The following is a 26,075-nucleotide window of genomic DNA, read 5'->3' as shown; positions in this document are numbered from 1 at the left end:
TTTCCCATCTCTTTTAATGCAGCGAATTCTAGATAGGAATAATCTGTTTCGAGCATTACAACAAGTTTCTCGTAACCAGGGTGCGCCAGGTCTCGATGGTATGACGGTAAAACAGTTGCCGGAACATCTTAAGCAGACCTGGATTGCTACCCGACAAAAGGTGTTAAGTAGTAGCTATCGTCCTCAACCGGTGAAACGCGTCTTTATACCAAAAGGCAATGGAGGCCTGCGTCCATTGGGTATACCCACTGTGCAAGATAGGTTGATCCAACAAGCTATCGCACAGATACTCAGTGAGCAATGGGAGCCGAAGTTTCATGCTCTTAGTTTTGGTTTTAGACCAAATCGATCGGCACACCAGGCGATTAGACAGGTCCAAAACTTTGTCCGGCAAGGAAAGCGCTGGACGATCGATATGGACTTGAAATCCTTCTTTGATGAAGTGAATCATGACAAGCTCATGCTAACACTGAAGCAAAGCGGAATACCGGCTGATGTGCTGGGGTTGATAAACCGATACCTAAAAGCGCCAACGGTAGTCGATGGCAAGGTAATAGCTACAATAAAAGGCGTCCCGCAAGGTGGGCCGTTATCTCCGCTTCTAGCGAATATTGTGCTTAATGAACTGGACTGGGAGCTGCACAAGCGGCAACTCAGTTTTGTACGATATGCCGATGATTTTCAAATACTGGTGGGAAGTCGTCGGTCTGCAGAGCGGATAAAAGTAAGCCTTACGCACTTCATCAAATGTAAGCTGAAGCTCACAGTAAATACTGAGAAGAGTGCAGAGGATCACTTCTGGAAGCGGAGCTTTCTAGGATTTAGATTGCTGAAGAAGGATGCCCGGATAAAGGTATCAGAATCATCGATTAATAAATTGAAGGCAAAGATCAGAATGGTCACCCGCCGAACACGAGGCCGCAAGTTTACTCAGATCATAGAAGAGTTAAAGAAGTCCCTGCTTGGTTGGAAAGCGTACTTTGACATCAGTGAAGTACTGAGCCCTCTGAAAGATCTGGACAAGTGGATAAGGCGGAAGTTGCGATGTTATTTATGGAAGCAATGGGGACGTAGTGGTTACCGCAGATTAAGAAGGCTGGGCGTTGATCGTTTTTTAGCGTGGAACACGGCCAAATCAGCGCATGGACCATGGAGGCTAAGCAAAAGTCCTGCCCTTTACAGAGCATTGCCAAATAGATACTTTAGGAACTTGGGGCTGCCGGAATTGGCAGATAGGAAGGGGAATAGAATTGAACCGCCATGGTACGTGACCCGTATGCCTGGTGGTGTGGGAGGAGGGGCATCGTGAGGTGCCTCCCTATCCCGATTATGTGTAGCTTATGAATAGAGATCGCGATTTAATCGAAGCGTTTGAAAATTTAGATCTTGTAGCTATGAGGTCTGCGATTGAGATGGGAGCGGATGTTAATTGCCCACACCCTGATGGCGGGTCAATATTATCTGTAGCTGTCGATAGCGCTATAGATAGCTGTATTCAGTCTGGAGGTGGTCCAGGAGATGAGGAGCTAGAATTCGTCGAACTCTTACTAAACAACGGTGCGGATATATTCTTTAAATTTGGTGATTCATCAAGTGCCATTGAATGTGCAAAAGCTTATAAATCAGCAAAAAACATAGTAGTGTATCTTGAGAGTTTTCACTCATAACAAGCGGCTGCATTTCGCTCCGGCCTGCGGCCTCCACCGGACTCGCTACGCTCGCCGATGAGCCAGGCGCTAAGTTTTATACACAAGTTTTTTCAGTTTTATCATATAAATCAATAAGTTACAGCTTAGCCCAGTAAGAACTACAGATTTGGCTGGATAATTATGCAGGACTGGGTCATGGACGAAGTAAAAAATCAGGTTATGGGTGATACACGCTTGAATAAACGCTTGTCTAATATTCTTAGTAATTTAAGCTCCGACCCAAAGAATAGCATTCCTTGTGCAAACAAAACTTGGGCAGAAACGTTTGCGGCTTATCGCTTTATCGAAAATGATAAAGTCAATTTTGACTCTATTATGAGCGGCCATAAATCGGCAACTCTTGAGAGAATCAAGGCGCAGCCTGTTGTTCTTATTCCACAAGATACTACTTTTCTAAATTTTGCCACTGACCTAGAAAGTAAAGAGATGGGAACACTTAGGTGTAAAGAGACCAACCAACAACTCTTGCACACCTCCATCGCGATAACACCATCCAGAATTAATTTGGGTGTTGTTGAAGGTAGTATGTGGCAGCGAGATAAAGAATCTAGTGCTAATTCTCGCTATACCAAGTCGATACAAGATAAAGAGAGTCGACGCTGGCTAGACCATTATGAATCAGCTTGTGAGATACAAGAGCGCTGCCCTGAAACCACGATTGTGAGCATCGCGGATAGAGAGGGGGATATTCATGAGTGGTTTCAATTAGCTGAAGATCAAAATGAACAGCGGCGTGCAAGCTATATTGTTCGAGCCAAGGCTAACCGTAGTTTAGAGATCGAAGGAGAAGATACGACTTTACTTTGGGACTATATGACCAAGCAGAAGTCCATCGGGAAATACTCAGTAGGTATCCCCAAAAGGAGTGGACGGCCAGAAAGGGAAGCTAAGGTCAGTGTATCCATTGCAGAAGTAAGATTGCAGGGAAAAGGAAAATCAAAACGACCTCTTTCTCTCTACGCAGTCTTTGCTAAGGAATTAAGCCCACCAGAAGGGGAAAAAGGTATTGAATGGATGCTGCTGACCGATCTTGCAGTTGAGGACTTTAAGCAAGCGAGGATCATTATTGAGTGGTATCGAAGTCGATGGGAAATTGAAACCTATTTTCGAGTGGTGAAAGGCGGATGCCAGATAGAAAGTAATCGCTTTAGAACTGAGCAGCGCATGTTGAACTGTATTGCAATCTATATGATTATTGGGTGGCGTCTACACTCCATGACAACACGGGCACGAACGCTTCCTGATACGTCGTGTACGAAATTCTACTCTGAAAAAGAGTGGCGTATGATATGGATAATGCAAGCTAAAACCTCCCCACCCAATGAAGCTCCAAGTATGAGAGATATAACTCGTATGTTGGCAGGACTTGGAGGCTTTCTGGGGCGGAGCGGCGATGGTGAGCCTGGAGTTAAAACCGTTTGGCAGGGGTACACAAAGCTTCTCCATTATATGGAGGCAGCGGAGGCTTTAAATGGACTTAAATGATGTGTATAAAACACAGGCCAGGCGTTATGAGTAATCACATATGAATATCATCGAAGAGGTTCGAAATTCATGGGGATGGACAGGAATTGTCCCTATCGATGTTATAGATGAAAACTCATTTGGAAATATCATTCTTAGAGATATTGAAGGAAAAATCTGGAGGTTATCTCCAGAAGACGTTTATTGTAAGGTTATTTCCGAGTCTACTGAAGATTTTAGAGTCTTAGTTAAACAGCCGGATTTTATAGAAGATTGGTACATGGAAGAAATTGCATCGGACGCTATAAGTAGGCTTGGGGTTCTTCCTGAAGGTAGAAAATATTATCTTGTAATACCTGGTGTGTTAGGTGGTGAATATTATGGTGATAATGTTCAAAGCATATCGTTTGTCGAGTTAATCCGTGTTTCTGGAAGCTACGGATACCAGCTGAAAGATCTAAAAGCTGGTGATAAAGTTGATCTTAAAGTGATCAATGCACCCTCATAACAAGGCCATGAACTCGGATTTGGGTAAAGCGTCATCTTTTTCGCTGACGCAAAAAAGCCGCCACTTTACCCAAACCGGTTATGGCGGCGTTATAGGGCATGGAGAGATCTCAGTATGAAAACAGAATCTTTGCTAAATATATCAATCGCGATAATGGCTCTTGCTATCTCTTACATGGCTTATAGTTACACTATAGAATCGAGAACTAGCGATAATAAAACACGATGGAATCTATACCTTCATGAGTATCAGCTTGACCTTCTTAACCAGGTAAACCTTCTGAACTGCTACCAGTATTTCCACGATGGAAAAGATAGGCACCCTGCATCAGAAACATTGATGATTGATGTAAAGAAAAGATTTGATGACAGTAAATGGGATGAAAGTACAGGTGCAAATGAATTCCAGGAAAGAATAATTAGCTTTTCAAGCTACCACCGTGAAAACAAAATGAGAATTTACAGCCACCTCGTAGAGCTGCGTGCGCCTATGAAGCCTGCAGTCAGACAGAATGCAGATAATATATGTAAAGGGTCATTTGCAAGCCTATAACAAGGCATTGCAGCACGACGGGCAAAGCTGGGCGGCGGCTGAATGCGGCGGTAAATTCCTATGAGTAAGAATCAATATCGAACACTAATTGTATTATCGCTAGCCATAGGCTTACTATCTGGCGTATATGACTATATCTGGCCTGACCCAATAACTGATCAGGTTTTTGATTATGTTGTTGAGATTGAGCCAGAGATTGAAGGCACAAAACTTGTTGCGGCTGGCGTATTGGCTGTTGTTGCCATCATTATGGTGCTGGTTTCACTGATCGGCCTGCTTTTATTCAAGTCATGGGCAAGGCATGTTTATGCTGCTGGATTTGTTACTACATTTGCAGTGTATCCATTCATGGGTATCACGGTTTACAGCGGTTTTAGCCAAGTGCTCTATGACATATCTATGCTGCTGTCTGGCGTGCTACTGGCATTAATGTATTACTCACCTGTAGCGCTGTACTATGAGCAAAAAATTTAACAAGTACAAACAGGTTGCTGCGGGCCTTTGGCCCTTCGCGGGACAGCCTACGCTACGCTCCGGCCGCCCCTGTTGTAGTCGTTCAGGCTGTAGAAAAACTCTTAAAAGGTAGCTTTTTTGTTAAAATGGAGGTCTTGATGTCGAGATTATCCATATGCCCAATTTCAAACGTTACGATTACAACCAAGATGCAATGGTAATCATCAATTTCGAAGAGCAACTACAACCTGAAACCTTTGAGTTTACACTTCATCATCTGATTGATGACCATATCGACCTCTCTGTCTTCCATAAAAAATATCAAAATGATAGCGGCGGGCGAACCGCTTATGATCCAGCTATCCTCCTGAAAATCATATTGTTTGCTTACTCAAAAGGCATTACCTCAAGCCGTGAAATTCAATGGCAATGTGAGAACAATATCCTCTTCAAAGCACTGTCATGCGATACCGTTCCACATTTTACTAGTATTGCGAGTTTCGTAAGCAGTTATCCTGATGCGATTGAGTCGGTGTTTGAGCAAGTGTTACTGGTCTGCGATCAGCAGGGGCTGCTTGGCAACGAACTTTTCGCAATAGATGGATGCAAGATGCCATCCAATGCCAGCAAAGAACATTCGGGAACTTTTAAAGAACTAGAACAGAAGCAGGAAAAAATTCTCAAGAAGATCAAATATTGTCTCAAAGAGCACAAGAGGCTTGATGGCAGGAAGCCTAATGAAAAAGAGCGAAAACAAGCGGTAGCTAAAGCGGCGGATACTCTTCAGAAACACTTTGATAAAATTGATCAGTTCTTAAAGAATCACTCCCCCAGGATGGGACAAGGTAAAAACCCTAAAGAAGTAAAAAGTAATATCACAGACAATGAGTCAGCCAAGATGACTACCAGCAAGGGAACCATCCAGGGCTATAACGGCGTTGCCGCAGTTGATAGGAAGCATCAGATAGTTGTTGAAGCACAGGCCTTTGGTGAGGGGCAAGAACATCATACATTGAAGCCTATTCTCGATGGCATCAGTTGCCATTATCAGCATATAGGAATAGATGAAGACATCTTGGCCAAACAGGTCATCATTACTGCTGATACTGGGTTCTCCAACGACGCTAACTACAGCTACCTGCGAGAGAGCGGCATCAATGCCTATATACCTGACAATAAATTCCGTTCACGTGATAAAGCTTTTACAAAGCAAAAAACCAAGTATGGCAAGCGCAATCAAAAAGGTAGGGCTAATGTCCAGAAGACTATCCCAGCTAGTGAATTTACATTCAACAAGAAAAAGAAAACCTGTATCTGTCCTGCAGGAAAAGCGATGCTCTTGTTAAAAGAAGAGCATGTCAGTGAAGGTAAGAAAAAACTACTGTTCGAAGGGCGCCTCACTGACTGCAGGGAATGCAGCCTTAAAAATCAGTGTATGCGAAACCCGGAATCTGCCAGCTCTCGAAAAGGACATGGAAGGCAAGTATCCCTAACTTGGACAAACGGACGGACAGCCACTGACTGGATGAAAAAGCGGGTTGATAGTATCGAAGGCAAGACCATTTATGGACATCGAATGTCTGTTGTCGAGCCAGTGTTCGGGAACATTGGTACCAACAAGCGATTGAATCGCTTCTCGCTACGAGGAAAAAGTAAGGTTCAGGGACAATGGCAGATGTTCTGCTTGGTACATAATATAGAAAAGTTGATGAGATATGGCAGTATCCATTGATTGAGTATAAATTAGGGGCATCAAGGCGCCTAAATTTAATACAATGAAAGAAATTTAGTGGTATCGCTAAATTTAGACCGAAATTTTTGTTTGGAGGAACCTGAGGAATGACAGCTTTTTCTAAAACTGTTTTTCTACAGCCTCGTTAGGTGAATATGAGATCAATACTTTTAACTATTTTTTTAGCTCTTACTTCACAAGCGACTGCTTGTGGTGAGTGTGATCTTGTAGATACTTTGAGCCGGATCTCTGAATTCAAAAATATTTCACGAGAGAAACTTTCGCTAGCCATTGACCAGGGAAAGTGGAATAAGTGGAAAAGCGCTTATGCGCTTTGCTACAAAGAAGAGTCTTCACAATGTTACTTAATTATCTTCGGGGCAGGTGACCTGCATGTAACCGACATGAGTAAAATCGAACATGCAAATCTCGGTAAATTAGGTGCACCAGGAACTAAGTATGAAAACGTAAAAACAACAGTAACTAAATGGTTTTATTCGGACGACAGGTTCTTTCAGTTAGAGCTAAAAACCGTTGCTTATAGAGATGGACAGAGACTTACAGTAACAGAACCTGTATTTGTAAAGAAGAATGGCGAACATATTTATCGGTAAGTCACCTAACCTAGCCAGGCAGTACGCTCCGGCGCTGCGCGCCTCCGCAGGACGGCCTACGCTATGCGCTGCGCGCACACACACAGCGTAGGCCGCCTCTACTGGCAACGTTAGGTGTACTCGATGGAGTTTGGAATGGAAGCATTATTCGTCGGCGCAGGCACAATCATTCAGGCAATAGGTCCCTGGATGGCTATAGCCCTAGCTATAGGTGCGCCAGTCGCAGTGGGTAGCATTGTATCGAAGCTAACCTTTGGTTCGTATGCTCTCCATCGCAACAAGTACATTTTAGTTTCAACGCTTACTATTGCTGCTTTACTGTTTTTGGTGGTGTCAATATCCGTCGTCGTTTTGGGGCAGTGGGGTTAGCATCATACAAAAAATCGGGGATGGTTTCATGGTGCTATACTGCGAGTCCGTACACCATACAAGTTTAGGTATGCTCGCCCGGCAAAAAGCCGCCGGGCAGGACGTCCACTATTCCGCTTCGCTCCATAGCGGCCGCCCATGCTAAAGGCGTTATATTTAAATCATATGAGAAAAAATTGTAATCTTTGTAGTGTTGTCAATTTCTTATGCTTTTGGGGTGATATGCCTCAAGCAAACTGGAAACGTCCAACACTCTTTATACTCAGCTTTATTGCCCTAGTGGGCGGAGGCTATGGAGTATATTGGGTAGCCCAAAGCGAAGGACCTTTAGATATGGTTACAAAGTCACTTTGTATTTTTCTTGGCTTTCTATTTTTCCTTGGGTTGGTGACTTCAATCTGGGGTTGTAATCGGTGTGTGGCTCGTGTCTTTGGTAGTGCATAAATATAATAAGCGGTTCAATTCGTTCCAGCTGCGAAAAACGCAGCTTTCACTGGGACAGGCTACGCGTTGCTCCGCTTGCCCATTAACCGGGCGTTAGGGCAATTGGTGGATGAACGTATTTAAGAGGTTAGAAGAGCTCAGTAATGATGGTAGCTTCTACCTGAAGGCCCTTGATTTGAGTTTTCAACCATTTGAAGTAGAAAGTGATCTTTCTATCTTTAGTGCTCTAGCTACTGAGCTTGAAACCGAACATGCAGGTTATGAAACTCTGCTACTTGATGTGAATTGGCGTTCGCACTTAATTGCATGTATGTGCCTCATTGTCTCGGAGAATAAGTCGCATCTGGAAGAGCTAAAGAACCGCTTCAAAAATGGTAGTATGGTTAGCCCACAAATTGCTGTTGTAATGGCTCGCCTTCATTTCAGGGAAATGATGGACTTTTTTCCCAGCTATATAAATGGCGGGCATGGGCCGGAGTCTTCTACCCAGATAGGGGCGGCACTAGTACTCTTGCAATCGATGTTCGTGCGTGAATTCACGTTTCCAAAATCACAGCTGAACATTGAGCGTTTCTGCTTAGGGCTGTCGGTTGCACAGCATCATTCTGGGTTTTGGCTTAAGCACAGAGGCAGTGCCCGGGGTTAGCCCTAACAAAGCGCTGCAAGGCGACGTCTTACTTTGTGCATTTTATGCGCAGTTGCTTTGCTCCTATTTTCGCGCATAAAGCGCCCAAAGTAAGCCGCCTCTGAGCGCGGCGTTAGCCTCTAAGCCATGAATAAATTCTTAGTAGTCTTAGCTCTATTGATATGCCCGCCAAGTGGGCTGGCAAGCTGCTGGATTGAGTATACGAAGAAAACATTATCTGAAAGAATAGAAGAGTCGAATTTTACCTTTCGTGGAGAGGTTCAATATCGAAAGGCTACCGTATCGCAAGAAAAAGGGCATGAAGAAAGAATAGAGTCTATTGAAGTTCTATTTGATAAGGTCGAAGATCTTAATGGAAATAGAATTGAAAAAATCTATCTAAAACTTGATACAGCCTGTACGTGCAAATACGACTTTCAAGTCGGGGTAAGATATGTGGTTATCGGAGATAAGTCAGGCGCTCGGATTTCGGTTCAGAATTGTAATAATATCCTTACGGAGCAAATCTATGAGTTGCATCAGAAATTCGAGCTTGGTGGCAAAGGCTAACAAGTAGGTGATGTTCGTTCCAGCCTCTGCATGGCTTCCATATACCACTTATGACTATGCCCATTCATATAATAAGAACATGAAGATCAAGCCAGTGAAGATCGAGTTCCCTGAGCCTTACTACAAAATAGAGGGAAGTTCTGCTGTAGTAGTTTACGGCAACTATATCGATGAGCTGTTTCTTTTGAAGCAAAATGGTATTTTAAAAGCTCGTGGGGACTTTCAGTAAAAAAGCTAACAAGCAATGGCAGCATTGTCTAGACTATGAGAGATAAACGAGCCATATTTGCGACAGTTGAACTCTGGTACTGCGAGCACAAAGGCATTCTGTTCGCAATCTTGGTTACGCTGGGAATTGGAGTGCTCTTCCAGTATGTCGGTTTTCCTAAAAGCACTGAGCTTGTTTCAGGTGTCGCGCATGCTCAGGTTTATGGTGGCAGCCAAACTGGAAATGATCCTAAACTCTTGGTCAAATTAGCTAACGGCAACTTAGCTCATGTGGGGGTAAGCTCTCCTGGCCAAGTAAAAATAGGCTCAGAGCTGTGCCTATATAAAAAGACAAGTCATGCAGGAACAGTACATTTTTCAATTAAGGCAGTAGGTAAATGCACATAATAAAGTTAGACATGTGACGTTTGCTGCGCGACCGCACATATTAAAGGTGTTAAGGTTCTCCATGAATAAGCTCGTCACTCTATTATTACTAAGTAGCAATACTTGCTTAGCTCAGGATCTAGTAGGCACCTGGGAGGATAGGAGTGGGGGCATATTTGGTGGTGAGTCAGGCTGGGACGAGTGTGAGTTTAGATATGACAACACTTTTAAGTGTACAAACTATCCAAAACTAGGCTGTTTGGTTTTACCTTTTGAAGGAGCTTGGGAGTTAATAGGTAACACTCTCATTCTTCGCTTGGATGGTTCTTATATAGTAAAGGCTCATATTGCCGAGATTGATAAGGATTTCTTTAGAGGGCTGGTAGAAAATGGCAATAAATTTACGTTTAGCAGGCAAAAGCCTTAACAAGGCAATGTAGCTGACATTTTATTTTGTGCGTTTTTTATACCGTTGCTGCGCTCCAATATGTATGTTAAATGTTCGCGAAGCAAGCCGCCGCTGATCTTAACGTTGTGAGAATAAGAATAAGAATAAGAATAAGAATAAGAATAAGAATAAGAATAAGAATAAGAATATGAAGAGCATTCCAATAATATTTACTCTCACTATTTCTCTCATGTCCGGAATTGCGTCGGCAACAATAATTTATGTAAAGCCAAATTATCCTTTAGAGGCACTTAAAAATTGCATAGAGGGGTGGGTCGAGTTCGAAGTGACGGTAATGCCTAGTGGTTTTTTTGAAAATGTTAAAATCATAGATTCTTATCCTGAAGGCGTATTTGATGAGGCGGCTAGAAAAGCTCTTATGAAATACAAGTTAGTGCCTGGGGAATTAATAGGTGTGACTGTCCCAGTTCATGGCGTGAAGCTCAAAATAAGCTACAATCTGGACGGCAAGTGTATACAGAAATAACAATCACAGGCAGCGAGTCTACGGCCCTATGGGTCTCCGCAAGGTGTTAAGTGGTACAAGGAGAGCAAATGAAATCACTCATAATTAATTTTTTCGGCCTAGTCGGATCTTGGTATATGATCGATCTTACTTCCGAAAATTTGCTTAACTCAGTTTTTGCCCCGTTAGTATTCACTGGCTTCCTAATTTCCAGTGTGCTGTGGTTTATTGTAAAGTTTGGAATAACTCAGGGCTCTAGCTCTGGCGCTTACCTTGGCAGTGGATATTCAGGAAATTTTGGTGGTGGAGATGGAGGCGATGGTGATGGTGGGTGTTAAATCACTGAACAAGCACATATTATTTGCCGCTATCGCGGTCGAATGGCTTACGCCACGCTTCACCCGCTGCAAGTGCGAATGTTATGTAAATACTCTGTAATCGAGTAACCATTGATAGCTATGTCTTCAATTTCGAAAAATAAAGAAGAATTAATCTCCTCAATTGAAAATTCTTATGAAAATTTATTTGCTGATTATATGGGGGTTCCCAAGGAGCTTTCGAGAGAGATTGGTGTCGAAGGTAATATAAAAAATACAGAAATAAGCGTTTCTGATACTATTTCATACCTGATCGGTTGGGGAAGTCTTGTCCTAAAATGGCATGAGCTTAGGGCAAATAATCTCGAAGTAGATTTTCCAGAAAAAGGTTACAGCTGGAATGAGCTTGGGAAGCTAGCGCAGCACTTTCATGCATCCTATAAGGATTGGTCTTATAAACAGTTGCTGACAGAATTCCAGTTTACAATACAAAAAATACTAAAGCTTGTAGACTCATTGAGCAATGATGAACTTTATGGGCACAGTTGGTATAAAAGTTACACTCTTGGGAGGATGATCCAGTTTAATACCTCATCTCCAATGAAAAATATCCGCACAAAGGTGCGCAGGTTTAAGAGGCAGAATAATATCAAGTAAATTCATACAACCTGTAAACCCAGATGACGCCTAAGAAGTACCTAATTTAAGTGTTTTGTTCGAGGTGAAGAATGAACAGTGAAACAAAAAACGTACTGCTTAGTACATATACAGCTATAGGGCTTCCTATATCAGGTATTTTGCTTTTTTTTGCATATATTCTTATAGACAAGACAGTGCCTGGCGTTCAAGATTATATAATTGCTACGATATGTGTATTTGTTAGCTTAAGTAGTATTTATCTATATAAGAAATTGAGCGCTAGAGAATCTGACCCACCGTTAACTATTCGTACTGCGATTAATGGTGTTTTGTATATTGTAGCAGTAATAGTAATTACAAGTATCATATGGTAATCCTCCTACACAACAAGGGGTTCCAGTCGACACCCAAAGCTACGCACTTTTGAGTGTAAGGTTACTGCGCTCCCCTTAATACACAAGTGGCGCTTCGCTCCTGGCGCGCCTGAATCCGACATTATGAGCTAAACGAGCTATGTTTAAGCATGTTATAAAATTTTTATTTTTAGCGCTTTGTGGTGAAGCTATGGCCTATGGCCTACCTAAAAATACTGAAGTAACACGAGCAAATGCAGACTTGCTGTCTATTAAGTTGGAAAAAATAGATTCTGGAAGTGTTGATACTTTTCTATATCAGCTTGAGTTTGCTAACAAACTCGAAAGTTGCTTAGCGGGACGGGTTCAAACCTTCCTATTGATTGATAAAAAGGAAATTTCAAGCTCTTCTATGGATTATAAAGTCGGCAGTGAGCAACCCAGTGTTTTACTTCATATGCCCGCATCGGGTTATGATATGGCGATAACTATCCAGTATTGCTGCTCAGAGGGAGTATCCCCCAGCTGTAAACAATCACTCTCAATCAGTTCGCTCATTGGGATTACGTCGCAATGAGAGGTTCTCATAGCAAGTGACAATGGTTGTTCGTCAATTTTTTAAGCCATACTTTCATCCCAGTAGGTGTTATTTTTCACGATCGTATTTAGGGGGGTAGTCTGCTTTCTCCGTGTACAGACAAACTCTAATTCGAGTCTTTCTGTAGACTCTGCTAATATTCTTTGAGATTGAGTGGCATCCTTAATGACTTAATGACTTAATGATATTTTTATTGGTGACACTAAAGAATTGGCCTGTAGCTCTCACATGAATATCGAGTTATTTATTGCCGGTATCAATTCCGATATTGATCAGTTGAGGTTCCATGCGATAAGCTATCTCTACCTTGCTATTCGGGCTTGAGATCCACATAACTATCTGAGTTGTGCCTAGTGGATATCTGTCACGTCCGTACTCTTTAATGGTCTATATAAACTAATTGGTTCAGCAATCAACTGTGACTAACAAGGTCTTCGGTGGCCACCGAAGATGGCTCCCAATTTACCCGTTAGCGAAAAGTACTTTCAATATCAGAATCGGGTAAGAACAACCACACAAGGCGCTGTCACCGGCTCCAGCGCGAATGTGTCTCTGTGGGTGAACTTAGCGTTATGAGGAAACTATGGTAACTCCAATAATTATTCTTTTACTGTTGTCTAGTCCCTTAGGTATCTCTTTTATTTATTCAAAGTTTAGCGGCAAGCCTCTGAATGTTAAAAAGTACGCCTATTGGGGATTGGGAATAACCTTCATATTCTTCTGCGTTGGGCACTTTGTTAAAACGGAGGGCATGGTGGAAATGTTACCGTCTTGGGTTCCTTTTCGCCTAGCGATAATCTATCTCACCGGATTGATTGAGCTATTGATAGGTATTGCTCTTTTTGTGCCAAGATATCAGCTCCATGCTGCATGGCTTGCTATTGTAGTTTTCGTTATTTTCTTTCCTGCAAATATTTATGCGGCATTAAACGGTATTGGTCTTGGTGGGCATCAATGGGGGCCTGTTTATTTGTTATTACGTGCGCCACTGCAAATCATACTAATTGCGTGGGCATATTTTCTGTGTGCGAAAGGTCATAACAATTTAAGGCTGTCGACCACTAATTCAGTCGGCTGATTGAAGTGTTGTGTGTAAGGTCTGCCCAAGCTTTAGTAAATCAAATCAAATCAAATCAAACAGACGCGCTAAAGCACACATGTGTTTGAATTGTTATATTTTTAAAAAGGTCGGATGAAATATAGAGCATTATTTGCGGTAGGTTTTTTTGTTGGGTGTGTAGTTCCGGTTTCTTGGTGGGTTGTGATTTTTACTCAACTGAGTGGTTTGATAAAATCAATCATATTGGTTGTCGCTGCTTTGATAATGATAACTTCGATGTTTATTTCAAGTAAGGAAATAGACGAACCGTTTCGGTTTGGTAAAATTTACAAAAGCAGATGGAAGCCCAAGCTTAAACGTTTTCAACATTTTGGTGTTTTATTACTAGGAATCAATACTCCTATATTCATGTGGGTTGTTTTTTCAATTATTTGGAGTAAAGCATAACAAATTGCTGAATCCTATGTTCTGCTCGCTTTGTGCTGTAGACCAAAGCAGCGTTATCCCGGTGATGGCCTGAGTAAAGCGTTGCGCTTATGAGTAGGTCTATGCTACAACTCAGATATGTGTAATCGAGAGGAATAAAAGATGATGAGTTCTTTGGAGGTAGCAGAGTATTATTTCAAACTCTCAAACGAAAGTAACTTTGATGAAATCACAAAACTATTTTGTGAAAGCTCCACATTCAGGTCAGGAAAAGGAGATCTATTCTTAGGTGTGAGTGACATCATGTCTATGCAGAGACTTCATCATGGTATGTTTTCAAAGCTTGAGTGGGAAGTATGCAGTGTTACAGAAACCAAACCCGGGATAGTTCATTTCAACTTTAACTTTACAGGTGAAACACATGCTGGAGAGAAAGTAGAGTATTCCGGTTTGGAAGATGTGGTTGTATATGGTGGTAAAATTCAGCACGTTCAAATACAGCGTCTGTGATGCCTTATAATCCCATGTCATGCAACCTATCTTTTTGCTGCATGCATGGGTCAAAACAGGCAAGTGAAACCATGTAAGTTAAAGCATGAAGCTTTGAAAAGCTGGCCTCGTTTTGCCCACCAAAAGCCTCCAGCTTCATAAGTCCGGTGTTTGAGGTGTTAATAAAAAGACTAGCCTGCCTTTAGTAGGTATCCGGTATCGTTAGGTTTAATTGGAAGTTAATTGAAATTTTTGCGGGGAAATCTTTCAGCCGTTAAAGCTGGAGAAGTGTTTAAAGTACTTCTCCAGTTTTTCTTAGGCTGCCAATCAGCATTTCACAAATTATTAGCTCACAAAGTGATGGTGTTCTGCTAAAGAGTATATGGTTTATGGGTTGATTAGATGGAGCCTAATCAATCCATACCCTGGTATAAACCCGCTTCTGATCCGGGGTATCAATAAATCCATCCCGATCATGTAGGACTTTGGTGTTGTCAACGAAGACCATATCTCCAGAGTTCATGTAGAAGCTTAATGTATTCTCCGCACTGTTTAATTCCTTATCTAGTATATCCAGAGCCTTAAGTACTTCTTTTGATAAAGGCTGGTTCACGCGCTGATGGCCTTTCTCAATCCAGTACCGCATATAACGAATACTGAGCTTTTCGTTTGAATATTCGAAAATAGGAAAACAGTTTTCAAGTATGCTTTTTATGTTTTTGTCACTGCCTGGAGTAACTAAATCTCTAATATAGTTGTTGTACAGGATCTCTAGTTTTTGTGGAGCAGTTTTTCGCAAGTTTTCATGAACTTGAGCCGCAGAGACGATTTTCGATTTTCCACCCTCAACTGCCGGAGTAAGGCAGCATAATCCAAGTATCTTTGGTTGTACGGTACGTTGTGAGCTATCAGTATGGACGCCAGTGGGTGCATTTGTCTGAGACACAGGAATAGCTTCGCTAGTGTAGTCTTTTCCTGTGTCGAGAATCCCATAAAGCCGGCCATAAGTATCTATAGTATTGCCCATTGCCAGGCTAAGCTTTAGAAATAGTAGGTTAAGCGTTGACTTGCTTAATGATTCCTCGCCGTGTATCCATGTCACACCACTACCATGCTCTATTTCATGCTGTATCTGGTTGGCAAGTTGGTCGAATTCAGGTGTGGCAACTGATTCTTGGGTCAGATTTTCAATCGGGTTGTTTTGTTGTTTGGCCCAGCTCTCCAAAGCCTCGACCTCAGATTTCCAGTTTGAAGGCCACAGAAATTTCCAGTTGGAAGTTGCGGTCATATCATTAGCAGTCCAGGCTTGAGCTTGAACTACTTCACTTGGGGCTAAGTTAGTCATTTACTTGCACCTTTAATAATACGTGTAGTGGATAGCCGGCTAGTGGTGAGAAAAAATCTGGATCTAGGTCAAGGTGCTCTTGAGTCACTGAAAGTTCTTGAACAGTTGGTAGGGATCTAAAACCAGCCTGTGCCAGAGCTTCAAAATAGTGTAAAAAATTTTTATGCACGCATCGCACTGAAACTGGTTTTCCATCTCTGCGCCATATTTTTCCTTCAAATGTTTGATCTATACCATCTAAATAAGTCATGTTGCCGTGTTGAAAGTAGAACGGAGGAACTTCTTCCCTCATGAATGGCAGGCAAGGGTGGGGCACTGTAAAAATAAAGGTACCCCCTTTATTTAGTAGATTCTTGACCTTGCTTATCACTTTTGTCATTTCTTCTATGGTTAGATAGTTGAAAAGAAATACAGCGATAGCATGGTCAAATTTATCTCTAGGGAATTCTGTAAATGTAACCGCATTTCCAACTGCATATTCTGCTTTCGTCAAGTTTCCAGCAGAAGCCGTTTTCTTTGCCTGGGAAATCATCTCTGAAGAAGAGTCAACTCCAAAGATTGAACCTGCTCCCTTATCAAGTAGCATCCTGGATACATAGCCTTCACCGCAGCCCATATCCAATATGTTTTTCCCGGAGATATCTCCGATTGCTTCCAAAACTTTGGGGCGAGCGGTGTAATCACTGAGTAGGATTTTCTCAGAGCGGTTCCAGCTGTGAGCTTGTTTGTTATAGATGGTTTCAGTTGATAGTGGTAAGTTCATCCCGAACTGCTCCTTCAATTTTAGGGATAAAGTATGCTATGCAGTGGTGTGTGTATTGGTGTTTACTACATGGCTGGTGAAATTTTAGGTATTTGCGGCTTTAATTATTTAAGTTTAATTGCTGTTTTGATAAGGCTAGCATTTTAAATATATAAAATTAGTCGTTACCAGGAAGTCCATTTGGTAGTTTTTTGTATTCTGCAGCTTATTTTGGGTGGGCATGCTGGCAGTTTTTTATTGTTTGGTTTTGTTGCTTAGTTGAGTATGCAAAGCTGGAGGAGGAGCGTCAAGGTCTTTTCTTTGAGATGGAATACTCATAATTCACATTTTATTTATATTTTTCATGCCGGCTCAGGTTAGCAGTACTTTTGTTTTTAGAGTTGACATATGTCAAATAAAACTTATTTTTTGGGGTTGAATTTAATGGATTAAATTCGCTTTAGGGTGCTGTTTAGATAGGGGGTAATGTAATCAGGAGTATGTTTTAGCTTGTTGTATTCAATTCTCTTAGGTTGGATTGCTGTGCTTGATTAGCGGCGCCTCTAGTTCCCCATATTCTTGGCGCCTCGATTCTTAGGTTAATTTTTTAGAATATCTCTTCCTTAGCTAATCTGATGTTGTTGTGGTTTTGATCCTGTTGGCGTCTAGGCATCTTGTTAAGCGTGATTTGATATGAGAGCAACCGCGATTGATTCTGTCGTTTTTTGCGATATTTTTAGTACTTCAGCCATGCGTGAGGTTTTCTCGGATGAACAGCGTGTTCAGCGCTATCTCGATGTTGAAGCGGCGCTGGCCAAAGTGCAGGCCCGGTTAAAAATAATCCCTGCAGAGGCTGCAGAGGACATTACTCAACACTGTGACGCCAAGCAGATAGATTTTGTAAAGCTCAAGGAGCAAACGGAGCTGATTGGTTATCCGGTGCTGGGTGTTGTAGAGCAGCTAGTGTCACTGTGTAGTAGAGATTTAGGTCAGTGGTGTCATTGGGGGGCTACTACTCAAGATATTACGGATACGGCAACCGTCTTACAGATTAGGGCGGCGCTTGAAATTGTTGAGACGGAGGTCAATGGGATAGCAGATGCTTTAGCGAGCCTGGCCAAGCGTTTCAGGGATACGCCTATGGTTGGGCGCAGTAATCTTCAACAGGCGGTACCTATAACGTTCGGCTACAAGGCGGCTGTTTGGTTGGCTGGTATTCATCGCCATCAAGCGCGCTTAAAAGAGATAAAGTCTCGGGCGTTTGTAGGGGAATTTGGTGGTGCGGCGGGTAATCTTTCTTCCCTGGGGCATCAGGGGCTAGAAGTTCAAAGAGGAATTATGCAGGAACTCGATCTCGGAGTCCCTTGTATTGCCTGGCATACGATGAGAGATCGCGTTACCGAAGTGGCTTGTCTATTGGGGCTGATTACTGGCACCTTGGGAAAAATAGCCCTCGATATAAAACTAATGGCACAGACAGAAGTCGGGGAGGTGGCGGAGCCTCTTATATCTGGCCGGGGAGCGTCTAGTACAATGCCCCAAAAACACAACCCTCTATCAGCAGTTCTTATCAGCGGTACTGTCCCAGTGGTTAGACAGCAGGTTGCCTCTTTGCTGGAAGCGATGGTTGAAGACCATGAGCGGGCTACGGGCCCGTGGGAAATAGAGTGGATTGTTCTGCCGGAAATATTCTGTCTTACCGCATCGGTATTATCCCAGGCACGTTTTGCGCTAGAAGGACTTCAGGTATTTCCAGAAAAAATGATGCGAAATTTGGAAATGACTGGAGGTTTAGTGCTCTCTGAGGCTGTAATGATGGGACTGGGACCGAAACTGGGGCGTGAGAATGCCCACGATTTGGTTTACCAGATTTGCTGCCAGGCAATGGAGACGGGGCGTCATTTTTCTGACTTGTTAAAGGAAGATAAACAGGTGTCGGGGGCTCTCTCTGATGCGGAGTTAGATCAACTTCTTGACCCTCATAACTATCTTGGATCATGCGGGGAGATGGTTGATGCAACACTTGCTGGAAAAGAGCGCTGACTCAGTAACCTGCTGTTTCCCAATTGTCACTGCTAGCTGCTGTGGATTGATTCTTGTGTCCGCTGCTCTTAATGCAAACTCTCTAAGATTAGAGTCTAAATCTTTATCTTGGCTGGTTTTTATTTTTTCAGTTTACTATTTTATTTTTAAATAGATACCTGAAGAAAATGTAGGATATTTATTTAATGATAAGGATTCTAGAGGCGGGCGTAACTTAAAAATTAATATAATCAAGAATCGGTGCTTACTACTTGTGGTGTAACATATACAGTAATTTAGTCGATTCATGTTGTATTTAAGTGGTGATCTGAAGGGGGGGGATGATGGGCAGGTTTAAACTGGCATTGGCACAGTTGCCGTCAGTGAAAGGAAATATAGAACGCAATATTGAGTCACATATCCATGCTGTAAAAGTCGCAGTAAGGAAAAAGGCCTCTATTGTGGTGTTTCCTGAACTTTCTTTAACTGGTTATGAGCCGGATCTGGCTGAACAATTAGCGCTTAAGATCGACGATCCACAGTTAAGCCCTCTAGCTGACTTGGCAGCTGACAGTGGTGTTTGGCTAGTTGTGGGTGCGCCTATTCGTCAGAAGAATGGTATTGCGATCGGTTCGCTCGTATTTTCTCCTCAGGGTGAGATTTCTGTTTATTTGAAAATACATTTGCACCCAGGAGAAGAAAAATGGTTCGTTCCCGGATCTGAATATCTATCACTGAACATCGAAGGTGAGACCGTAGCTCTGGCTATTTGTGCAGATGTGTGTAACCCAGGTCATGTTGCCACCTATGAAAAGCAGGGGGCTTCAGTTTATGTGGCAGGGGTATTGATTACTCCGATGGGATACCCGGAGGATAGTCAACAGTTGGCAAATTATGCTTTAGAGCACAATTTATTGGTGGCTATTGCGAACTTTAATCAGCCGACGGGTGGTTATTCCACAGCCGGCTGTAGTACAGCTTGGGGCCCCGAAGGTGAGATTGTCAGTGCGAGTGATACAGCCAGCCAACTAGTTTGCGTTGAGCGTGATGATGAAGGGTGGTGTTCGGAGATTGTGTCTCTTTAATTGTGCAACTCTATAAATGGTAGTTGCCAATAGCTCCCTTCATTGACTCGCTTCCAGCTCTGCTACTAAAGCTGTCACCAATCCGGCTGCGGGCAGGGCTCGTGCGAGAGGGGCTCCTTGCCCGGCCCATTGAACGGCATATTCGTCATTGCCCGCTTTTGCAGCTGCTTGAGCCAGGGCTTTGCCCGCGGAGTAAGCGATCGGGTAATCCGGCAGAGGGGGAGCGCCCTTACTTAGTGCTTTATAGAATTGGTTGCTGATACCGCGAGCGGGGCGCCCGGAAATATTGGCGGTGATCTCTGTGTGCTGTGCGCGCTCACTTTGCAAGGCGCTGCGGTAGCTGTCGGAGGCCGCAGATTCCGGACAGAGGACAAATGCGGTTCCCATTTGCACGGCACTAGCCCCGAGAGATAGTGCAGCGCGAATGCCAGCGCCATCCATAATGCCACCCGCAGCAACGATTGGTAGGCTACTGTGGCAACACAGCAATCGCACCAGCGCCAGAGTTCCAATTTCCTGGTCGCCCTCTGGGTGGAAGACCCCCCTATGCCCACCAGCCTCAATACCTTGGGCAATTAAAACATCGATATCAGCATCCTCAGCCAGTTTGGCTTCTTGAGGAGAGGTTGCCGTGGCCATCAAGATAATCCCTGCACCTTTTAGTGCGGCGATAAACTCTTCTGACGGTAGGCCAAAGTGGAAGCTGACAACCGGTGGCTTTTGCTCGAGCAAAACTTCCAGCATGGCCTTATTGCCGATAAATGTTGAGTAGGGTTCATTGATCAGCTTGGGAACCGGTGCATCGAGGGCGGCAAAATGTGGGGCGAGATGGGAAAGCCAGGCTTGCTCCCGTTGGGGATCTTTTGTCGGGGGCTGGTGGCAAAAGAGGTTTACATTAAAGGGGTGCTCGGTCTGGTCGTGAGTACAACGAATTTCATCTACGGCTTTTTCCACTGAGCAGGCGCCGAGTCCAAGTGAGCCGAGTCCTCCTGCATTGGATACAGCGGCGGCGAGAGCGGGTGTGGATACCCCGGCCATGGGTGCTGCAAAGATGGGATGGGAAATTCCGAGTTTTTCGAGTAATGGATTCATGGCCCTGCCTGTGAGTTGCGCTCCCCTTCTGGGCCACCTTAGTGCAGATTGTGCGAGGTAGCTATACCTCGCAGGCGTTACTGCTGCAAAAGTTTTTGGGGAGCGCGAACAGCAATCCTAGGTGGATTGCTTACAGGTGCAGGTTGAAACCGATGTATGGTCCTTTGATTTCAATATCGCTCTGCAAGTCGTCGAGCTCTTCCAGGTCGAGAGTCATTACGCGGTAACCAGCTTCGATAGCAAAGTCGACAGCCGGTACAAAATCCCAGCGCACTTTAGCTGTCAGGTCGGTATGGGTATCGCCACGGTAGGCTGTTGCATTGCCTTGGGCAATTACAGACCAGCCGGTAAATGGAAGATCAAAGCGCGCCATGCCGTAGGCCATTGGCAGGTAGCCAGTGAGGTCGACAGTCTCTGCCTGGGTATCGCTCACTGCGGTAAATTCACCGTCATACATACGCGCGGTCAAACCGACATCCAGGTTTACCCAGTTGTCCAAAATTTCGTAGTAAAGGGTAGCGTCGGTATGGGTGAGGTTCAGATCTGTGCGGATTTCTGAATTGGCAGTGAAGGTTTCATCATCAAAAGTAACGGAGGTGGCCAGGGTATCGTCACCGTCGGTATCGATATTGCTGTGGGCCAAAAGCACATTGGGCACCAGGGGAATGGGGTGTTCCAGGGCAACCTGCAGGAAGGTAATGTTATCTTCCGAGAGGGACAGGTTATCCAGCTTATATTCGTCGGTACCGATATTACCGCTATAGCCTGGCAGCCATGCGCCGGCGGTAGCATCAAGGCCGAGAATAGTATCTGCGCTTGCGGTGCCGCAGGCGAGGAGGGTACTCAAGGCAAGTGCGGATTTCTTCATTGACTTCACTCCGTGATGAATTTGTCGCGGAGTTTACAGATAAATTTTTCCCGTGCCGTGGCTAAGTTGCACATTTTTACAAATCTTTAACGTTTTGCACTGGTAAAAATGGTGCGTTTGGGTATTGCCTGTTAGTAAATTGGTCGCTTTTTTCCTGCCTCACTAAATAGCTGCTTCGAACAACATCTGTTGTAGCGCGCTGGCGGGATTGCTCAGTGTTCGGCCCCGGTGACTGATTACGCCAAGGTTTCGCAGTACTTGCAGCTTTTTGACTGGCAGCACTGCCAGGCTGCTGTCCACCAGTGTGTGGGGCAGAACACTCCAGCCGAGACCGACACAGGCCATCATCTTAATGGTTTCCAGATAGTTGGTTGCCAGCTTCGCGGTGAGTTTTAACCCCTGGGCATCAAACTCTCTTTTGATCAGGCGCCCGGTATAGGTATTCATATCCGGCAGTATGGCGGGATAGTTGGCGAGGTCGGTGAGTTCCAGTTCCGGCAATTTTGCCAGGGGATGATCCGGGGCCGCCACCACAACACAGGGGTCGGGCCAGATCACTTCGGCATTCAGGTGCGGATACTCCTTAAGTGCCAGGGTGACCACGGCCAATTCATATTTGGCGGCCATCAGGGCTTCGTAAGCTTGTTCCGAGTCGACAAAATCGATGTCCAAGGCAACCTGTGGGTAGCGGAAACTGAACTCTTTCAGCACTGGAGGTAGATGATGTAGACCCACGTGATGGCTGGTGGCGATACGCAAGCTGCCGCTGACCGAGTTGCTCAAAGCGCGCAACTCCCGCTCGGTGTCGCTGATTTCATTAAGTATATGGCGGGCACGGGGCAGTAGGGCGCGACCGGCATCGGTGAGCTGCAATCGCCGCCCAATACGATCGAATAGAGGGGAGCCCAGTTGCTGCTCCAGGGCCGCCAGGCGCTTACTCATCGCGGGCTGGGTCAGGTGCAGCAGCTCGGCGCCTTCAGATACCGAACCCTGTTCGGCAATTGCCAGAAATGCCCGCAGCCACTGTAATTCCAAGCTGTTTCCCCTGAAGCGGTTTGTCGATAAAGGCTCAAATTGAGCCGCTGGATAAATGGCAGAGACGCCAGAAGATGGATATTACCCCAGTTTGGCTTTCGAATTCCATTTAGGAATACTTTAGATAATAAATATAAATTGGTGTTATTTGGTGGGGCTGGGTAGACTCAGGCTCTTAACTACTGAGAGGAATGGCTGTGGCAGGGCAAACACTCTACGACAAACTCTGGCAGGACCACCTGATCAAGAACTGTGATGATGGCTCCTCACTTATCTATATCGACCGCCACCTGATTCACGAGGTGACCTCCCCCCAGGCGTTTGAAGGCCTGCGTCTGGCTGGTCGCAAACCTTGGCGCAAGGATTCGCTAGTCGCCACTCCCGACCACAATGTGCCTTCCGAGGCGGCCGAGCGCGCCGCTGGCGTCAGTGGTATTCGCGATGATATCTCCCGAATCCAGGTGCAGACCCTGGATGAGAACTGCCGTGACTTTGATGTAGTCCAGTTCGGTATCAATGAGCCGGGGCAGGGTATTGTGCATGTGATCGGGCCTGAGACAGGTGCGACACTGCCGGGTATGACGGTGGTTTGTGGCGACTCACATACCTCCACCCACGGGGCACTCGGCGCCTTGGCCCACGGTATTGGCACTTCTGAGGTGGAGCACGTGATGGCTACTCAGTGCCTTACCCAGAAGAAAATGAAGAATATGCTGGTTCGCGTCGACGGCCAGCTGCGCCCAGGTGTCACTGCAAAAGATGTGGTGCTGGCGATCATTGGTAAAATTGGCACTGCTGGCGGTACCGGTTTTGCGATTGAATTTGGCGGCGAAGTGATGCGCAACATGTCCATGGAAGGCCGTATGACCGTGTGCAATATGGCCATTGAAGGCGGTGCTCGCGCGGGGATGGTGGCGGTAGACCAGATCACTCTCGATTACGTGAAAGGCAAGCCCTACGCGCCGAAAGACGAAATGTGGGATCGCGCAGTTGAGGCCTGGAGCCATTTGCACTCCGATGACGATGCGGTATTCGACGAAGTCGTGGTATTGATCGGTGAGGATATTGAGCCGCAGGTCAGCTGGGGTACTTCCCCTGAGATGGTGGCGCCGATCAGCGCCCAGGTGCCTACTCCCAGTGACGAGAGCGATGCCACCAAGCGTACGGGCATGGAGCGAGCGCTGGAATATATGGGGTTGAACGCCGGGCAGAATATCAGTGATATCAAACTGGATCGCGTATTTATCGGCTCCTGCACCAACTCCCGGATTGAAGATCTTCGCGCAGCAGCAGAAGTTGCCAAGGGCCGTTACAAGGCGGATAGCGTCAAGCAGGTGCTGATTGTTCCGGGCTCCCAGGCCGTAAAAGCCCAGGCTGAGCGCGAGGGGTTACACGAGATTTTTGTTGAAGCCGGTTTTGAGTGGCGCGAACCGTCCTGTTCCATGTGTCTGGCGATGAATGCGGACAAGCTGGGGGCGGGAGAGCACTGTGCTTCCACCTCCAACCGCAACTTTGAAGGGCGCCAGGGTTACGGTGGCCGCACGCATCTGGTGAGTCCCAGTATGGCGGCAGCGGCTGCAATTGCCGGCCACTTTGTCGATGTGCGAGAGATGGCACCGGTACAGCTGGAAGAGGAGATGGTCTGATGAAAGCGTTTACCCAGCACGAAGGTCTCGTGGTACCGATGGATCGGGCCAATGTGGATACTGACCTGATCATCCCCAAGCAGTTTTTGAAATCCATTAAGCGCTCTGGCTTTGGCCCGAACCTGTTTGATGAGTTGCGCTATCTGGATGAGGGGGTTCCCGGGCAGGACTGTTCCGGCCGTCCGCTCAATCCGGACTTTCCCCTTAATTTCCCCCGTTACCAGGGTGGTTCAGTGCTGATTGCACGGGAGAATTTTGGCTGCGGTTCCAGCCGTGAGCATGCGCCCTGGGCATTGGAAGATCACGGCTTCCGCGCAATTATCGCGCCCAGCTTTGCCGATATCTTTTTCAATAACTGTTTTAAAAATGGTCTTTTGCCGATTGTCCTGGCGGAAGATGTCGTGCATCAGTTGTTTGAGGAAACACACGGGCAGGAGGGCTATGCGCTCACCATCGACCTGGAACAGCAGCATGTGCGCAAGCCCTGTGGCGAGCTGATTCCATTTGAAGTGGATGCTTTCTACAAGCACTGTTTGCTAAATGGTCTCGATCATATCGGTCTGACCCTGGAGCACGCCGACGATATTCGCGCTTATGAGCAGGCGCGCCGAGAGAAAGCCCCCTGGCTTTTTGATGCGGTTCAGTAATTAAAGGAAATTCCTGTGACGAAAAAAGTAATGATTCTGCCGGGTGACGGCATTGGTCCGGAAATTGTTGAACAAGCCATGGCGGTGCTGGAAGTTGCATCGGGAAAATTCAATCTGGGGCTCAGTTTTGAGCAGGGCCTGATTGGTGGCTCGTCTATCGATGCCCACGGTGAGCCTCTGACCGACGAAACTCTGAAGGCGGCGGGTGACTGCGATGCGGTGCTGCTCGGTGCGGTAGGTGGCCCCCAGTGGGATACCCTGGAGCGGGAAATTCGCCCGGAAAAAGGCCTGTTAAAAATTCGCAGCGGCCTGGGCCTCTACGCGAATCTGCGCCCGGCAATTCTCTACCCGCAACTGGCCGATGCCTCTTCGCTAAAGCCTGAAGTGGTCGCCGGCTTGGATATTCTGATTGTGCGTGAATTGACCGGCGGCATTTACTTTGGTGAGCCGCGCGGTATCAAGACACTGGAAAATGGTGAGCGCCAAGGCTTTAACACCTACGTGTACAGCGAATCAGAAATCGAACGCATTGCCCGCTCTGCCTTTGAGGCGGCACAAAAGCGCAATGGCAAACTCTGTTCTGTAGACAAAGCCAATGTACTGGAAGTGACAGTGCTCTGGCGCGAGGTGTTGGATCGCCTGGCTCCGGAATATCCCGATGTAGAGCTGTCCCATATGTACGTGGACAACGCGGCGATGCAATTGGTGCGGGCGCCCAAGCAGTTTGATGTGATGGTAACTGGCAATATGTTCGGCGATATCCTCTCCGATGCTGCCGCCATGCTTACCGGTTCCATTGGGATGTTGCCCTCCGCCTCCTTGAACGAAAGCGGTTTTGGTCTTTACGAGCCCTGCCATGGCTCCGCTCCGGATATTGCTGGCCAGGGTATCGCCAACCCGCTGGCGACTATTTTGTCTGCTGCCATGATGTTGCGCTATTCCCTCGATATGAATGAGGCGGCAGATGCGATTGAAGCAGCAGTGAGCAAGGTGTTGGAGCAGGGTTTGCGCACTGCCGATATTTATACCGACGGCTGCCAGAAAGTCTCTACCGCAGAGATGGGCGCTGCCGTTGTAGCCGCACTTTAAGTTTCGATTCCACAAGTTTCGAAACCGCAATTTTCGATTCCACTATCGCGCCGCTTTCCCGGCGGCGCACTTTG

Annotated in this window: 32 protein-coding genes; 27 read left to right on the top strand and 5 right to left on the bottom strand. The window is 45.6% G+C overall.

Features of this window, described 5'->3' with window-relative positions; all coding sequences use genetic code 11:
* The first annotated feature begins 16 nt into the window (after positions 1-16).
* The 22 genes from ltrA (at position 17) to ACJJIS_RS14840 (ending at position 14,451) form a co-directional block, all read left to right on the top strand.
* Positions 17-1,309, top strand: a complete 1,293-nt coding sequence (ltrA, locus tag ACJJIS_RS14945; protein ID WP_475710362.1) for a group II intron reverse transcriptase/maturase — start codon at positions 17-19, stop codon at positions 1,307-1,309.
* A gap of 31 nt (positions 1,310-1,340) precedes the next feature.
* Positions 1,341-1,667, top strand: a complete 327-nt coding sequence (locus ACJJIS_RS14940) for a hypothetical protein (RefSeq protein ID WP_444915419.1) — start codon at positions 1,341-1,343, stop codon at positions 1,665-1,667.
* A 162-nt stretch (positions 1,668-1,829) separates the two neighbouring features.
* A complete protein-coding gene (locus tag ACJJIS_RS14935; protein WP_475708396.1) occupies positions 1,830-3,194 on the top strand; it encodes an IS4 family transposase in 1,365 nt (454 codons plus the stop codon).
* Positions 3,195-3,234: 40 nt separating this feature from the next.
* Entirely contained in the window at positions 3,235-3,681 is a 447-nt protein-coding gene (locus tag ACJJIS_RS14930) for a T6SS immunity protein Tdi1 domain-containing protein (protein WP_445354763.1), read from the top strand.
* Between the two features lie 114 nt (positions 3,682-3,795).
* Positions 3,796-4,233, top strand: a complete 438-nt coding sequence (locus tag ACJJIS_RS14925) for a hypothetical protein (protein ID WP_445360089.1) — start codon at positions 3,796-3,798, stop codon at positions 4,231-4,233.
* 60 nt (positions 4,234-4,293) lie between these two features.
* On the top strand, positions 4,294-4,707 hold the full coding sequence (locus ACJJIS_RS14920) for a hypothetical protein (RefSeq protein WP_445360088.1): 414 nt from the start codon (positions 4,294-4,296) through the stop codon (positions 4,705-4,707).
* Between the two features lie 154 nt (positions 4,708-4,861).
* Positions 4,862-6,418, top strand: a complete 1,557-nt coding sequence (locus tag ACJJIS_RS14915; protein WP_475708433.1) for a transposase — start codon at positions 4,862-4,864, stop codon at positions 6,416-6,418.
* Between the two features lie 155 nt (positions 6,419-6,573).
* Positions 6,574-7,032, top strand: coding sequence for a hypothetical protein (locus tag ACJJIS_RS14910; RefSeq protein ID WP_475708432.1), 459 nt, complete (start codon positions 6,574-6,576; stop codon positions 7,030-7,032).
* Between the two features lie 135 nt (positions 7,033-7,167).
* On the top strand, positions 7,168-7,401 hold the full coding sequence (locus tag ACJJIS_RS14905; protein ID WP_445354759.1) for a hypothetical protein: 234 nt from the start codon (positions 7,168-7,170) through the stop codon (positions 7,399-7,401).
* 553 nt (positions 7,402-7,954) lie between these two features.
* Positions 7,955-8,491: a hypothetical protein gene (locus ACJJIS_RS14900; RefSeq protein WP_445360087.1), complete on the top strand. Its 537-nt coding sequence runs from the start codon at positions 7,955-7,957 to the stop codon at positions 8,489-8,491.
* Between the two features lie 126 nt (positions 8,492-8,617).
* Positions 8,618-9,040 carry a hypothetical protein gene (locus ACJJIS_RS14895; RefSeq protein ID WP_445354757.1) on the top strand — a complete coding sequence of 141 codons (423 nt, stop codon included), beginning with the start codon at positions 8,618-8,620 and terminating at the stop codon, positions 9,038-9,040.
* A gap of 94 nt (positions 9,041-9,134) precedes the next feature.
* A complete protein-coding gene (locus ACJJIS_RS14890; RefSeq protein WP_445360086.1) occupies positions 9,135-9,269 on the top strand; it encodes a hypothetical protein in 135 nt (44 codons plus the stop codon).
* Positions 9,270-9,304: 35 nt separating this feature from the next.
* The gene (locus tag ACJJIS_RS14885; protein ID WP_445360085.1) at positions 9,305-9,655 is read left to right on the top strand and encodes a hypothetical protein; all 351 of its coding nucleotides are present in this window, start codon (positions 9,305-9,307) and stop codon (positions 9,653-9,655) included.
* 61 nt (positions 9,656-9,716) lie between these two features.
* Positions 9,717-10,061, top strand: coding sequence for a lipocalin-like domain-containing protein (locus tag ACJJIS_RS14880; protein ID WP_444905943.1), 345 nt, complete (start codon positions 9,717-9,719; stop codon positions 10,059-10,061).
* Between the two features lie 169 nt (positions 10,062-10,230).
* Positions 10,231-10,569, top strand: coding sequence for an energy transducer TonB (locus ACJJIS_RS14875; RefSeq protein ID WP_475708431.1), 339 nt, complete (start codon positions 10,231-10,233; stop codon positions 10,567-10,569).
* A gap of 68 nt (positions 10,570-10,637) precedes the next feature.
* Entirely contained in the window at positions 10,638-10,886 is a 249-nt protein-coding gene (locus ACJJIS_RS14870; RefSeq protein ID WP_475708430.1) for a hypothetical protein, read from the top strand.
* 120 nt (positions 10,887-11,006) lie between these two features.
* Positions 11,007-11,522, top strand: a complete 516-nt coding sequence (locus tag ACJJIS_RS14865) for a ClbS/DfsB family four-helix bundle protein (protein ID WP_475710361.1) — start codon at positions 11,007-11,009, stop codon at positions 11,520-11,522.
* 71 nt (positions 11,523-11,593) lie between these two features.
* Positions 11,594-11,878 (top strand): hypothetical protein, encoded by a 285-nt coding sequence (locus tag ACJJIS_RS14860; protein ID WP_475708429.1) that lies wholly within the window; start codon positions 11,594-11,596, stop codon positions 11,876-11,878.
* Positions 11,879-12,017: 139 nt separating this feature from the next.
* A complete protein-coding gene (locus ACJJIS_RS14855; RefSeq protein ID WP_475708428.1) occupies positions 12,018-12,434 on the top strand; it encodes a hypothetical protein in 417 nt (138 codons plus the stop codon).
* Positions 12,435-13,038: 604 nt separating this feature from the next.
* Entirely contained in the window at positions 13,039-13,533 is a 495-nt protein-coding gene (locus tag ACJJIS_RS14850; protein ID WP_475708427.1) for a DoxX family protein, read from the top strand.
* A gap of 114 nt (positions 13,534-13,647) precedes the next feature.
* Positions 13,648-13,962, top strand: a complete 315-nt coding sequence (locus ACJJIS_RS14845; protein WP_475708426.1) for a hypothetical protein — start codon at positions 13,648-13,650, stop codon at positions 13,960-13,962.
* 141 nt (positions 13,963-14,103) lie between these two features.
* Positions 14,104-14,451: a hypothetical protein gene (locus ACJJIS_RS14840; RefSeq protein WP_444916524.1), complete on the top strand. Its 348-nt coding sequence runs from the start codon at positions 14,104-14,106 to the stop codon at positions 14,449-14,451.
* A 388-nt stretch (positions 14,452-14,839) separates the two neighbouring features.
* On the opposite strand, the gene ACJJIS_RS14835 is transcribed toward ACJJIS_RS14840, so the two are convergent.
* Positions 14,840-15,775, bottom strand: a complete 936-nt coding sequence (locus ACJJIS_RS14835; RefSeq protein ID WP_475708425.1) for a TauD/TfdA family dioxygenase — start codon at positions 15,773-15,775, stop codon at positions 14,840-14,842.
* On the bottom strand, positions 15,768-16,538 hold the full coding sequence (locus ACJJIS_RS14830) for a class I SAM-dependent DNA methyltransferase (RefSeq protein ID WP_475708424.1): 771 nt from the start codon (positions 16,536-16,538) through the stop codon (positions 15,768-15,770). The genes ACJJIS_RS14835 and ACJJIS_RS14830 overlap by 8 nt, the downstream gene beginning before the upstream one ends.
* 672 nt (positions 16,539-17,210) lie before the next feature.
* Between ACJJIS_RS14830 and pcaB the strand changes: the two genes are divergently transcribed.
* Entirely contained in the window at positions 17,211-18,560 is a 1,350-nt protein-coding gene (gene pcaB / locus ACJJIS_RS14825; RefSeq protein ID WP_475708423.1) for a 3-carboxy-cis,cis-muconate cycloisomerase, read from the top strand.
* A 323-nt stretch (positions 18,561-18,883) separates the two neighbouring features.
* A complete protein-coding gene (locus tag ACJJIS_RS14820; protein WP_475708422.1) occupies positions 18,884-19,624 on the top strand; it encodes a carbon-nitrogen hydrolase family protein in 741 nt (246 codons plus the stop codon).
* A 39-nt stretch (positions 19,625-19,663) separates the two neighbouring features.
* On the opposite strand, the gene ACJJIS_RS14815 is transcribed toward ACJJIS_RS14820, so the two are convergent.
* The 3 genes from ACJJIS_RS14815 to ACJJIS_RS14805 form a co-directional block, all read right to left on the bottom strand.
* Positions 19,664-20,716 carry an NAD(P)H-dependent flavin oxidoreductase gene (locus tag ACJJIS_RS14815; RefSeq protein WP_282931863.1) on the bottom strand — a complete coding sequence of 351 codons (1,053 nt, stop codon included), beginning with the start codon at positions 20,714-20,716 and terminating at the stop codon, positions 19,664-19,666.
* 130 nt (positions 20,717-20,846) lie between these two features.
* On the bottom strand, positions 20,847-21,584 hold the full coding sequence (locus ACJJIS_RS14810; RefSeq protein WP_282931864.1) for a TIGR04219 family outer membrane beta-barrel protein: 738 nt from the start codon (positions 21,582-21,584) through the stop codon (positions 20,847-20,849).
* Positions 21,585-21,746: 162 nt separating this feature from the next.
* Positions 21,747-22,619 (bottom strand): LysR family transcriptional regulator, encoded by an 873-nt coding sequence (locus ACJJIS_RS14805; RefSeq protein ID WP_282931865.1) that lies wholly within the window; start codon positions 22,617-22,619, stop codon positions 21,747-21,749.
* Positions 22,620-22,816: 197 nt separating this feature from the next.
* On the opposite strand from ACJJIS_RS14805, the gene leuC reads away from it, so the two are divergent.
* The 3 genes from leuC to leuB are packed head-to-tail and all read left to right on the top strand — an operon-like array spanning position 22,817 to position 26,001.
* Positions 22,817-24,265 carry a 3-isopropylmalate dehydratase large subunit gene (gene leuC / locus ACJJIS_RS14800; RefSeq protein WP_444912510.1) on the top strand — a complete coding sequence of 483 codons (1,449 nt, stop codon included), beginning with the start codon at positions 22,817-22,819 and terminating at the stop codon, positions 24,263-24,265.
* A complete protein-coding gene (gene leuD / locus ACJJIS_RS14795) occupies positions 24,265-24,912 on the top strand; it encodes a 3-isopropylmalate dehydratase small subunit (protein ID WP_108732431.1) in 648 nt (215 codons plus the stop codon). The genes leuC and leuD overlap by 1 nt, the downstream gene beginning before the upstream one ends.
* A gap of 30 nt (positions 24,913-24,942) precedes the next feature.
* Positions 24,943-26,001: a 3-isopropylmalate dehydrogenase gene (gene leuB / locus ACJJIS_RS14790; protein ID WP_369974284.1), complete on the top strand. Its 1,059-nt coding sequence runs from the start codon at positions 24,943-24,945 to the stop codon at positions 25,999-26,001.
* The last annotated feature ends 74 nt before the right edge of the window (positions 26,002-26,075 follow it).

It is taken from the genome of Microbulbifer maximicatervae (SeqCode) (assembly GCF_056231245.1).
This window is presented reverse-complemented; position numbering and strand designations above follow the sequence as displayed.